The organism is Rhizobium sp. BK275, assembly GCF_014193555.1.
In the GTDB taxonomy this organism is placed as follows: domain Bacteria; phylum Pseudomonadota; class Alphaproteobacteria; order Rhizobiales; family Rhizobiaceae; genus Rhizobium.
Genome location: NZ_JACHZL010000001.1, coordinates 1,163,036 through 1,175,329, shown reverse-complemented (window position 1 = coordinate 1,175,329; position 12,294 = coordinate 1,163,036). Strand labels below are relative to the sequence as shown.

Annotated in this window: 9 protein-coding genes; all 9 read left to right on the top strand. The window is 61.2% G+C overall.

What is annotated here, in order from left to right; translation table 11 throughout:
- The first annotated feature begins 228 nt into the window (after positions 1-228).
- The 9 genes from FHT82_RS05355 (at position 229) to FHT82_RS05315 (ending at position 11,968) form a co-directional block, all read left to right on the top strand.
- Positions 229-1,062 carry a formate/nitrite transporter family protein gene (locus tag FHT82_RS05355; protein WP_183726986.1) on the top strand — a complete coding sequence of 278 codons (834 nt, stop codon included), beginning with the start codon at positions 229-231 and terminating at the stop codon, positions 1,060-1,062.
- Positions 1,063-1,070: 8 nt separating this feature from the next.
- Positions 1,071-2,213, top strand: coding sequence for an HlyD family secretion protein (locus tag FHT82_RS05350; RefSeq protein WP_183726984.1), 1,143 nt, complete (start codon positions 1,071-1,073; stop codon positions 2,211-2,213).
- A complete protein-coding gene (locus tag FHT82_RS05345) occupies positions 2,210-3,826 on the top strand; it encodes an MFS transporter (RefSeq protein WP_183726982.1) in 1,617 nt (538 codons plus the stop codon). The genes FHT82_RS05350 and FHT82_RS05345 overlap by 4 nt, the downstream gene beginning before the upstream one ends.
- A 340-nt stretch (positions 3,827-4,166) precedes the next feature.
- The gene (locus FHT82_RS05340; protein ID WP_183726980.1) at positions 4,167-5,354 is read left to right on the top strand and encodes an efflux RND transporter periplasmic adaptor subunit; all 1,188 of its coding nucleotides are present in this window, start codon (positions 4,167-4,169) and stop codon (positions 5,352-5,354) included.
- A gap of 3 nt (positions 5,355-5,357) precedes the next feature.
- Complete coding sequence (locus FHT82_RS05335) at positions 5,358-8,474, top strand: efflux RND transporter permease subunit (protein WP_183726978.1); 3,117 nt, start codon at positions 5,358-5,360, stop codon at positions 8,472-8,474.
- Positions 8,475-8,505: 31 nt separating this feature from the next.
- Positions 8,506-9,756 (top strand): oxalate decarboxylase family bicupin, encoded by a 1,251-nt coding sequence (locus FHT82_RS05330; protein ID WP_183726976.1) that lies wholly within the window; start codon positions 8,506-8,508, stop codon positions 9,754-9,756.
- 181 nt (positions 9,757-9,937) lie between these two features.
- A complete protein-coding gene (locus FHT82_RS05325; RefSeq protein WP_183726974.1) occupies positions 9,938-10,477 on the top strand; it encodes a sigma-70 family RNA polymerase sigma factor in 540 nt (179 codons plus the stop codon).
- The gene (locus tag FHT82_RS05320) at positions 10,464-11,231 is read left to right on the top strand and encodes an anti-sigma factor (protein WP_183726972.1); all 768 of its coding nucleotides are present in this window, start codon (positions 10,464-10,466) and stop codon (positions 11,229-11,231) included. The genes FHT82_RS05325 and FHT82_RS05320 overlap by 14 nt, the downstream gene beginning before the upstream one ends.
- A gap of 20 nt (positions 11,232-11,251) precedes the next feature.
- A complete protein-coding gene (locus FHT82_RS05315; protein WP_183726970.1) occupies positions 11,252-11,968 on the top strand; it encodes a Bax inhibitor-1/YccA family protein in 717 nt (238 codons plus the stop codon).
- Positions 11,969-12,294: the final 326 nt, after the last annotated feature.

Sequence of the window (12,294 nt, the reverse complement as noted above, 5' to 3'; positions counted from 1 at the left end):
AGGATCCGCACATGGCCGCCTTTCCGTTTCGGGAGGCGGCCTCTTTTTTTCAGTATTGCCCGATTATCCGTCACGACCGAAGCGGCATGCCAGCATGACAACACATGTCTGGACCTGGCTGAAGACAGCCTAGACGTAGGTATGATTCAGCAATGCGGCATGCGCGACTAACGTCTCGAGCATCCGGGACGAAGCCCGGTTCGATCACCAGAGAGACGAGGTACCGTCATGTATCAGGATTCGATTGATCACTTTGCCCAGTCCGGCGAAGAGAAAGCCGAAGCGGTCCGTAGCCACTTTCCTGCCTTCCTGATCGGGGCAGCCATGGCCGGCGCCTATATCGGTTTCGGCGATATTATCATGTTCACCGCCGGCGCGCATGCCGATCCGGCCTGGGCGCATCTCGTCATGGGGATCGTCTTCTCGTCCGCCCTGACAATCGTCGTCTTTGCCGGCAGCGAGCTTTTCACAGGAACGGCGATGTACATGCCGCTTGCGGTACTGACCCGGCGCAGCCGTATTTCGGATATGCTGCTCGTCTGGGCGAGTTCCTGGATCGGCAACCTGATCGGCGCGGTCGTTCTCGCCGGCCTTTTCCACCTGGCCGGCGGCGGCGTGCTTCTGGGCGATGGAAGCCAGGCGTTCTTTTCCGTTGTTTCCGCCAAGATGTCGGCTGGATCGCTCGAGCTTCTCGCCCGCGGCATTCTCTGCAACTGGCTCGTCTGTCTCGCCATCTGGATGGCGGGACGCACGGAAAATGCCGCTGCCAAGATCATGCTGATCTTCTGGCCGATCACCATCTTCGTGGCAGCCGGTTACGAACACAGCGTCGCCAACATGTTCACCTTCTCAATGGCGCTGATGGGCGAGCATCCGGCCAACATCACGCTTGCCGCGGCAATCCACAATCTCATCTGGGTGACGATCGGCAACCTCATCGGCGGCGCGGTTTTCATGGCGCTTGGCTACTGGCTGCAGTTTTATGGCAGCGGCCACGTCTCGTTCTCGCCGGCCCCGGTTCGCGTCCGCGCAAAGATCTCCACCGACCGCAATGAGAAATGAGGCGTCTCATGGCCGATCCGATCACCATCACCAGCCTTAGCCCGTTACAACCGTCCCCTTTGCCGGACATTCCGGCCGACCCGGTCCGCTCTCCGCCGGCAACCGTGATCTCGCTGAGACGCCTTGCCATTCCGCTTCTCGCCATTGCCCTTGTCAGTGGTGGGGTGGCCGTGGCAACCGTCGACTGGAACCGATGGGTCGCAGGTGCGGCATCGCAATCGACCGACGACGCCGTCGTCAGCTCCGACGTCTCCACCTTGAGCGCCCAGATCAGCGGCATCGTCCGCAGCACGCCGGTTACCGATTATCAGAAGGTGACGAAAGGCCAGCTGCTCGCCGAGATCGACCCGCGTGAATATGATGCGGCGGTCGAGGGTGCCAAAGCCAATCTTGCCGCGGCAAACGCGTCGCTTGCCAATCTGGCGAACCAGATCGAGCTACAAAGGGCTGTCGTACAGGTGGCCGAGGCACAGAACGCATCGGCCGAGGCGCAGCAGACCCAAACGGAACAGGAGTTCCACCGCCAGACAAGCCTTGGCGGAGCGACCTCGCAGCAGCTATTGCAGCAGGCACAAGCCGCCTATCTGCAAGCCCAGGCCTCTGTGAAATCGACAGCCGCTTCGATCGAGCAGCAGAAGGCGCAGCTTAATGTGCTGAACGGGCAATATCCGCTGCTGCGCTCGCAGGTCAACGCCGCGCAGGCTTCGCTCGACACGGCTCTCATTCATCAGGGCTATGCGCGGATCTACGCGCCTTTCGATGGCGTCATCGGCCGCAGGCTCGTCCACGAAGGTGACCTGGTGGCCGCCGGAACGAGCGTCATTTCAGAGGTTCCGCTTCCGAGCGTCTATGTGACCGCAAATTTCAAGGAAACGCAGCTTTCCCGCATGACCCCAGGCAGGACGGCAGACGTTACCATCGACACCTTCCCCGGTCAGATATTTCACGGCACCGTCAGCGGCCTGTCTCCGGCGAGCGGTTCGATCTTTGCGCTGCTGCCGCCCGACAACGCGACCGGAAACTATACGAAAGTCGTCCAGCGCATCCCGGTCAAGATCGTCTTCGATCCCGGCCAGCCGCTGCTGGATCGGCTCAAGCCCGGAATGTCTGCCGTCGTCACGGTCGATACGAAGTCGGACCAAGAGCAATGAGCGCGACACCGCGCGCCTTTGGTCCGCTGACCAGCGGCACGACGACCAGCCACCCTGTTCTCATCGTCGCAGCACTGCTGCTCGCCTCCTTCGTGGTCGGCTTCGACACCCGCGTTTTCGCCGTCGGTCTGCCGGATATCCGCGGCGCCTATTCGCTTGGTTTCGATGAAGCCTCATGGCTCAGCACCGTCGCCAACGCACCGCAGATCTTGATCTCGTCTGCCGTGGCCTGGCTTGCGACCGTCTTCGGCGTGCGGCGGGTCATGATCCCGACGACATTGGTCTATGCCTGCATTTCGTTTGCCATTCCCATGGTCCATGACAGCGTCCCGCTGTTTGCGCTGCATGCGGCGAGAGCCCTGCTGCTCGGCGTCTTCATACCCGCCACGATCATGGTGATCTTCCGCAATCTGGATATGAAATACTGGCTGATCGGCCTTTCGATCTACGCGCTTCGCGTGCCGCTGTCGCAGAATCTGGGCTTCGTGCTGGTCGGCCTCTACGACGATTATCTCGGCTGGCAGTGGGTCTATTGGCAGGATGTGATCGTCACGCCGATCATCGCATTGCTCCTCATCATCGGCGCCCCGAGGGAGGAGATTAATCTCAGCCTGCTCCAAGGCGCCGATTGGGGCGGCATGATGCTGCTCGGATGCTCGATGACCATGATCTACGTCGGTCTCGATCAGGGCAACCGGCTGGACTGGTTCAACTCCGGCATCGTCACCTCGCTGCTCGCAGGCGGCGCCATCCTCTTCATCGGCTTCCTCATCAACGAGAGCGTCGTCGCGAACCCCTGGGCGCATGCGAGCGTGATCCTGTCGCGCAACATCGGCATCGGCTACGCGATCATCATCGCCTTCACGTTTTCCAGTTCCGGCGCCGCGATTTCCATTCCGGGTTTCCTGCAGACGGTCGTCGGTTTGCGGCCGATCGCCATCTCCGAACTCTACATCTTCGGCGCCGTCATCCCGGTCTTTCTGTTCATTGCCTTTGCGATCTTCCTGCTGCGCCGGATCGATGCGCGGCTCTGCATCATGATGGGACTGGCCTCCATGTCGCTCGGTTCCCTCTGGGGGGCGCATCTTTCCATCTCATGGGCGCCGTGGAATTTCCTGCCGGTCGTCCTGCTGCATACGGCCGGGCAATCCTTCGCCTTCTTTGCGACAGTCGTCTATCTGATCGCCAACTCCGATCCCAAGCGCTCGACAGCGGTCTCCGCCTATATCCAGGTGATCCGGCTCGGCAGTGTCGAATTGGCGCTCAGCCTGTTGAACACCTGGCTGCGGCAACGCGAGCAGTATCATTCCAATATCCTAACCGGGCCGATTTCGTCATCCTCGGACAGTCTTCGGACCGCGTTGGCGAAACTGGAGACGCTATTCGGCACCGGCCATCACGGAAACCTGGAGGCTCTCGCCACCATCGCGACAAAAGTCCACGCGCAGGCGAGCGTGCTCGCCTATGCCGACGTCTTCATCCTCTCTTTCTGCTTTGCGATTGCCGGCATTGCCCTTGTGGCCTGCATGGGCGCCATGCCCTTCGGACCGCTGCATCCCGATTTCCGGAAGAACCCATCAACGGCCGAAACGCAGCCGGCCACAGCCGGCTGATCGGCCACACTCGATTTTCCTTTGAATAGGCGCAGAGAGCCGGTGCGAGTGCTTTTCACGCCGGTCCTTCCGCGTGCCGCCGGCTACCCGGATGCGAGGCGTATACCTATGGGGAACGGCAACTAGACCTGCGTATAGATGCGCCAATGCCCGCCCGGACGTAGCCTTCTCGCATTGAATTGATCCGGCAGGACACAGAAGCGCCGGTCGGCCTGCCGATAATCGGTAGACTGACCCCTGGCCTGAGCACCAGCCCTTCAATTCAGGACACAGATACAGAGGCCGCCCAACGCCGGTGGCCGTTGCAGCGTAGTTCGCCCTTTAGCCCGTGGAGCCGGCAGTGACATCCATTCGCATCGTGACTGAACCCCGTCGTCGCCGGAAACCGGCGATCCTTGCTGCTGCCGCCATTCTCGCCATTGCGGGCGGATCGGCCGCAGCCTTCTGGCTTGCAGGGACTGAGCCAACCATTGCCGCCTCGGAGCCCAGCTCGCCGGCCGTGCCGGTCGAGGTCGCCACCCCTGCCGTTACCGACGTACCTGTCTATCTCGACGGTCTCGGCACGGTGCAGGCGAACTATACGGTCAATATCACGACACGTGTCGATGGCGAACTCCAGAGCGTGATGTTTGACGAGGGACAGGCCGTCAAGAAGGGCGATGTGCTCGCCATCATCGACCCTCGCCCTTTCCAGGCAGCCGACGATCAGGCGGCCGCCAAGATCAAGCAGGACCAGGCCGATCTCGCCAATGCCCAATATCTGCTCGGCAAGGACCAGAAACTGGGCCAGCAGCAGATCGTCACGCAGGAAACCGTCGAGCAGCAGCAAAGCATGGTGGCAAGTGCACAGGCACAGCTCGCGCAGGATCAGGCGGCCAAGGAGGCCGCTGACGTGTCGCTCTCTTATACCGAGATCCGCTCACCGATCGACGGCCGCACGGGTATACGTCGGGTCGATCCCGGCAACGAAGTCCAGACGACCGATACGACACCGATCGTCACCATCACCCAGACGCAGCCGATCACTGTGATCTCCACGCTGCGTGAGGACGATCTCGACGCAGTACGCAACGCGCTGAAGGCCGGCCCGGTCGAGGTGACGGCGATGTCGATGGATCAGTCGCAGCAGCTTGCGTCAGGCACGCTCTCACTCATCGACAACGTCATCGATCAGGCAAGCGGCACGATCCGCATCAAATCGATCTTCCAGAACAAGGACGATGCGCTGTGGCCCGGTCAATTCGTGACGCTGAGGGTCAAGCAGCAGACGCTCCAGAAGGCCGTGACCATTCCTTCCGCAGCACTTGAGCGCGGAGAAGACGGCTTCTTCGTCTACATCATCGACGCTGCCGGTACGGCTGCCGTGCGCAAGGTCACCCCCGGCCCGATCGAGAATGGCCGCGCCGTCATCGAAAAGGGCCTGACCGGCAACGAACAGGTCGTGACATCGGGCCAGTATCGCCTGGACGTCGGCACCCATGTCAGCATCCAACAGGCGGCCGCTGCGCAAGCCGCCAGCAAGGAGTAGGCTATGTCCGTCTCCTCCTGGTTCATCGAGCGGCCGATCGCCGCCTCGCTGATGATGGCAGGCCTCTTCGGCATCGGTATCGTCGCCTACCCTCTCCTGCCGGTGGCACCTCTCCCACAAGTCGATTTTCCGACGATTCAGGTCTCGACACAGCTTCCCGGCGCCGATCCGAAGACCATGGCATCGGCGGTAACCCAGCCGCTGGAAAGGCAGTTCGGGCAGATCCCGGGCGTCACCCAGATGACCTCGACGAGCACGCTCGGCTCGAGCGCGATCACTCTGCAATTCGATCTGTCGCGCGACGTCGATAGCGCCGCCCAGGACGTGCAGACCGCAATCAACGCAGCCGGAGGGCAATTGCCGACGGACCTGCCTTCGCCGCCAACCTATCGCAAGGTCAATCCCGCCGATCCGCCGGTCATGGTTCTTGCGCTCACATCAGATACGCTGCCGCTGACGCAAGTCGACGACTTTGCCGAAAGCGTGCTCGCCCAGCATGTCAGCCAGATCGACGGGGTTTCGCAGGTTCTGATCTTCGGACAGCAGAAGCCGGCTGTGCGCCTGCAGATCGATCCCGGCAAGATCGCCGAGATGGGACTTTCTCTTGAGGATATCCGCAGCGCCGTGACCGGCATCACCAGCAACTCACCGAAAGGCAGCGTGCAGGGTGGAGAGCACACCTACACGATCTATGACAATGACCAGCTCCTGAAGGCCGCCCCCTGGAACGATTCGATCGTCGCTTATCACGACGGCGCTCCGGTCCGCATCAGCGATATCGGCCAGGCGATCGATGGACCGGAAAACGATCAGCTGGCGGCCTGGGCTGATGGCAAGAGGGCGATCCTCCTGCCGATCTTCAAGCTCCCGGGCGCCAACATCATCGATACGGTCGGTGCGATCCGCGCTGCCCTGCCGCAGCTGCAAGCGATCGCACCGGCCGCCATCCACCTCTCCATCCTCAGCGACCGGACGACCACGATCCGCGCCTCGGTGGCGGATGTCGAAACGACGCTTGTCATTACCATCGCCCTTGTCGTCATGGTGATCTTCATCTTCCTGCGCAATGTCTGGGTGACGGTGATCCCGAGCGTCACCGTGCCGCTGGCGCTCCTGGCGACATTGGCGCTGATGTATGTCGCTGGCTTCAGCCTCGATAATCTCTCGCTGATGGGCTTGAGCATCGCCGTCGGCTTCGTCGTCGACGATGCGATCGTGATGGTCGAGAACATCCATCGCCATATGGAGATGGACAAAACGCCGAAACAGGCGGCAATCGACGGCGCGCGCGAAATCGGCTTCACCATCATTTCGATCAGTATCTCGCTCGTCGCCGTTTTCATTCCGTTACTCCTGATGGGCGGCATTGTCGGCCGCCTATTCCGGGAGTTCGCAATCACCGTGACGATGACGATCGTCGTCTCGGCAATCGTCTCGCTGACCATCACACCGATGATGAGCTCACGCTTCCTGAAGCCGGAAAAAGACGCCAACCATGGCAGGCTTTATGCAATGAGCGAGAAGGCGTTTGACGGGCTTCTTGCCGCCTACCGCTACACGCTCGATATAGCGCTGCGCCATCACCGGCTGACCATGACAGTCTTCATCGCTTCGCTTGCGGCAACCGGCTTCCTGTTCGTCAATATTCCCAAGGGCTTCTTCCCAATCCAGGACACCGGCCTGATCACCGGTACACTAGAAGCCGCGCAGGATATTTCCTTCGCCGAAATGTCGCGTCACCAGCTCGAGGCAGGCAATATCGTTGCCAGCGATCCCGGGGTTGCGACCGTCGGCATGGCCGTCGGCAGCGGCGCAGGCCAGACTATCAATAACGGCCGCATGTTCATCACGCTGAAGCCTGAAGATCAACGAGATGCCTCGGCAAGCGAGATCATCAACCGGCTTCGTCCGAAACTCGCGCAGATGCAGGGTGCAGAACTCTTCCTGCAGCCGGCGCAGGATATCAATGTCGGCGGACGCGCATCGGCCACGCAGTTCCAATATACGCTGCAGGACGGTGATGCCGGCGAGCTGAACGACTGGGCAGCAAAGCTGCTCGCAAAATTCAAGACGCTGCCGGAACTGACAGATGTCGCCACCGACCAGCAAAATAGTGGCGCTACTGTCACGCTTACGATCGACCGTGACCAAGCATCGCGCTTCGGCATTGCGCCGCAAACAATCGACGACACGCTTGACGATGCCTTCGGTCAGCGCCAGGTCACCCAGTATTTCACCGACCTGAACAGCTACCATGTGGTTCTCGAACTCGCCCCCGAGTTCCAGAAGTCGCCGCTGGCGATCAACGGTCTCTATATCAAATCGCCGCTGACCGGCGAGCAGGTTCCCTTGAACCAGCTCGTCAAGCAGACGACGGAGCCGACGGCTGTGCTTGCCGTAAACCACCAGAGCCAGTTCCCGGCCGTCACACTCTCGTTCAACCTGGCAAAGGGTACCGCACTCAGCCAGGCGGTCGCCGCCATCGGAAAGGCGGAGACCGATCTCGGCAAGCCGGCAACCGTCATCGGCACCTTCCAGGGCAATGCGCAGGCCTATCAGAGTTCGCTTGCAAGCGAACCGCTGCTCGTGCTTGCAGCCATTGCCGTGATCTATCTGATCCTCGGCGTGCTCTACGAGAGCTATTTCCACCCGCTGACGATCCTGTCGACGCTTCCCTCTGCCGGTCTTGGTGCCCTCGCCATGCTCTGGGTCTTCGGCTTCGACTTTACCGTCATCGCGCTGATCGGCGTGATCCTGCTGATCGGCATCGTCAAGAAGAACGGCATCATGATCGTCGACTTCGCCATCGCCGCCCAGCGCGAGCAGGGACTGTCGCCGGAAGACGCGATCCGCCAGGCCTGTCTCCTGCGCTTCCGCCCGATCATCATGACGACATCGGCGGCACTTCTTGCCGGCCTGCCGCTGATGCTCGGCCACGGCACCGGCTCGGAGCTGCGCCAGCCGCTCGGCTATGCCATGGTCGGCGGCCTGCTCATCAGCCAGGTGATGACGCTCTACACCACCCCTATCGTCTACCTCTACCTGGAAAAACTGAGCGAATTCGTCAGCCGCAGACGGCACGCCACCACCGGCGCCCCAACCCAAGCCCCGGCGGAATAACCCTCCCAATCGACACGAAAGGATTAAAACCATGGAACCTCTTTCTAGACGCACGGTTCTAGCGCTCGGAGCGATGGGCGGAACGGCACTTGCGGCGGGTGCGGCGCACGCAGCGAGCTTCGGCAATCCCGATCAGCCGGCAGAAGGCGCAATCAACGCCAATCCTGCCGGGCTCTCCGATCCCGGTCCGAAGAACCCCGCCCTTAATGACCAGTTCCCCTCATTCGGCAATCCGCCGGCAACCGATGTCGGCGATATGCAGCTCTTCTGGGGGTCGTTCAACAATGCGCCGAAGCGCATTCAGAACGGCGGCTGGGCACGGCAAGTGACGCAATCCGATTTTGCAATTTCCGAAGCGGTCTCCGGCGTCAACATGCGCCTTGGCCCCGGCGGCATCCGTGAGATGCATTGGCACCGGGCTGCCGAGTGGGCGATCATGACAAACGGCCGCTGCCGGGTGACTGTGCTTGATCCGCAGGGGCGGGCCTATGTGCAGGACGTCGAGGCCGGCGATCTCTGGTATTTTCCGGCAGGTTACCCGCACTCGCTGCAAGGTCTCGGGCCTGAAGGCGCCGAATTCGTCCTCGTCTTCGATGAGGGCGAGCAGTCCGAATATGGCACCCTGCTCCTGACCGACTGGCTGGCGCATACCTCGCCGGAACTGCTCGCCAAGAATTTCGGCGTGCCGCAGGACACGTTCAAGAACATCCCGTTGCAGGATCTCTGGATCTTCCAGGGCAAGGAGCCAGGTCCGCTTTCGGCCGACCAGGAGGCCGTAGCTTCCGCCGGCCTGCCGCCCTACCCCTTCACCTATCGGCTGGCGGCATCGGCGCCGCTGAAGCAGAATGCATCAGGCACGATCCAGCTTGCCGACAGCAGCATCTTCAAGGTTTCCAAGACGATTGCCGCTGCGATCGAAACGATCAAGCCCGGCGGCGTGCGCGAAATGCACTGGCATCCGAATGCCGACGAATGGCAGTACTGGATCAAGGGCGAAGGCCGCATGACGGTGTTCGATGCCGGACCACGCAGCCAGACCGCCGATTTCCGGCCCGGCGACATTGGCTATGTCAAAAGAAGCCAGGGCCATATCATCGAGAATACCGGCAAGACCGACCTGCAATTCGTTGCCGTCTTCAAGGTCGCCGAATATCAGGAAGTCGGGCTCTCCTCGTGGCTGACCCATACGCCGGCCGCCCTCGTTGCCCAGCACCTCAATGTCAGCGTCCAGGATATTGCGAAATTCCCCGCCGACCAGCCGGGGATCATGCCCGAGGGCTGACCCCGGAATATCATGCCCAAGGGCTGATCCCTTGTATTGAGGCTGCAAAACACCACCTCCGCCATGGCAAGTGGCGGAGGTTTTTGGCGTTTACGGAAAACCGGCATGCCCTTTCCGGCCGCTCGAAAAAAATTCCGCATCGGCACGGAATAAAATCTGCGATGCTTTCGTATACTCAATCATGGAACGGAAAGAACGCCCATTCGATGTCATCGGTCAGCTCGCAGCGCTTCGTCGCTACGCGCGCTCGCTGGTGCGCAATTCGGACGAGGCGGAGGATCTGGTGCATGATGCACTGGTGCGGGCCTTCGAGAAGCGCAAGAGCTTCCGCAGCGGCGGAAACCTGCGCACGTGGCTGCTTTCCATTCTGCACAACGCGCATATCGACCGCGTGCGGCAGTCCCGCTCGCTGACACGCCGCCATGATGAAGCGGCAGTCGAGGCGGAGCAGTCGCTGCCCGCAGGCCAGGAGCATGCGGTGCGCCTGCAGCAGGTGCGCAACGCCTTTTTCGATCTGCCGGAAGAGCAGCGTGAAGCGCTGCATCTCGTGGCGATCGAGGACCTATCCTATCAGGAAGCGGCCAATGCGCTCGGCATTCCTGTCGGCACGCTGATGTCGCGCATTTCCCGCGCCCGCGCCCAGTTGCGGGAGTTCGAGGAGAAAATGCCGCGCATTGCGCATCTGAAATTAGTTGGAGGGAACGGCAATGAAGGCGATTGATCCAATCATCGATGCCGATCTCGACGCCTATGTGGACGGCGAGCTCGATGTCGCACGGCGCATTCAGGTGGAATCCTACCTCTCCGAGAACCCGGCGATTGCCGCAAAGGTCATGGCCGATCTCAGCGTGAAGGGCGAATTGCGCCTGGCGCTCGCCGGCGAAAGCGCCTTCGGCCACCCCGAGACGCGCGATGCCGCCCGCAGGCTGGAACGTGGCCTTTCCTATGGCCGCATCCTGCATTCGATGCAGCGCATCGCTGCCGTTGGTGTGCTGCTCGCCGCCGGCTGGGTGGCGCATAATTCCTTCGGCGCCTTCACGGCAACGGAAGTCGCCGCTTCGGTTCCTACACCAGCGTATGTCGAGGATGCGGTGCGCGCCTATCGCACGGCAGCCCTTCGCGAAACCATCCCGTCGCAGACGGCGCCGGCCTACAGCGCCGAGGAAATCCGCGCTGCGACCGCAATCGTGATGCCCGAATTGCCAAAAGGCTGGAAGGTTGCCGATCTGCAGATCTTCCCGTCGGATTTTGGCCCGAGCGTCGAAATGGCAATCGAGGAGACCGACGGCAAGCGCCTGTCGCTCTTCGCCGTCCGGCCGGGTGCCTTCGAGGTGAAGCCGGTCAGCCATATCGCGCTTGAAAAGACAGAAGCCGCCTACTGGCAAATCGGCGACGTTGCTTACGCGCTGATCGCCGACAACAGCGACGCCAACCTCGATCAGGCAGCCGAACGGCTTGCCCGATCGCTCTACTAGTTCAACCGAGGAGATCAGTCATGAACCCGATCAATCCCCGCTATGGCTACGGCTCCGGCGCCCAAACACAGGCCCTTTTCGATGAGGGCCTGCGCCAGCACATGCTGCGCGTCTACAATTACATGGCGCTCGGCCTCGTCATCACCGGCATCGTCGCCTTCATCGTCGGCTCGACGCCGGCGCTCTACGTGCCGATCTTCAGCACACCGCTCAAGTGGGTGGTGATGCTGGCGCCGCTCGCCTTCGTGTTCTTCTTCTCGTTCCGCATCCAGACCATGTCGTCAAGCACCGCACAGATGACCTTCTGGGCCTTCTGCGCCGTCATGGGCCTCTCGCTCGCCTCGATCTTCCTGGTCTTCACCAAGACGAGCATCGCGCAGACCTTCTTCATCACTGCTGCCATGTTCGGCGCGATCAGCCTCTACGGCTACACCACGAAGCGTGACCTCTCGAAGATGGGCTCATTCCTTATGATGGGCCTGTTCGGCATCATCATTGCCGGCATCGTCAACATCTTCCTGGGTTCGTCTGCCCTGCAGTTCGCGATCTCGGTGATCGGTATCGTCGTCTTCGTCGGTCTCACCGCCTATGACACGCAGAACATCAAGGAACAGTATTCGGAAAACTACGATCAGGAATCGAACCAGAAGCTGGCCGTCTTCGGCGCGCTCTCGCTCTACCTGAACTTTGTCAACCTCTTCCAGCTTCTGCTCAATTTCACGGGCGAGCGGGAATAAAGACTGCGCTTCTGGGGGCAATGGAAGCGCAAGAGCGCCCGGTCTGAAATCTGTGACAGGATGGCAGATCGGGTGCTTACCCTAAACGAAAACGGCCGGGCTGGATGTCCGGCCGTTTTCGTTTGTCTCCCGACTTTGGTGCGGGGATCGAGAATTTTTCGGACGCGGTCTTGCCGCCATCACGGCTCCCGCGATCAAGGTCGATTTTCCGCTAACGATTCGTGGATGACGCTTCTGGCACTCGCCTGTCCGCTTTTCGTGTTCCTGGAAGCCGACAAATGCCGGAGCGCCCGCAAGCGGTGCGGCAAGGGTAAAATGCCGCACGA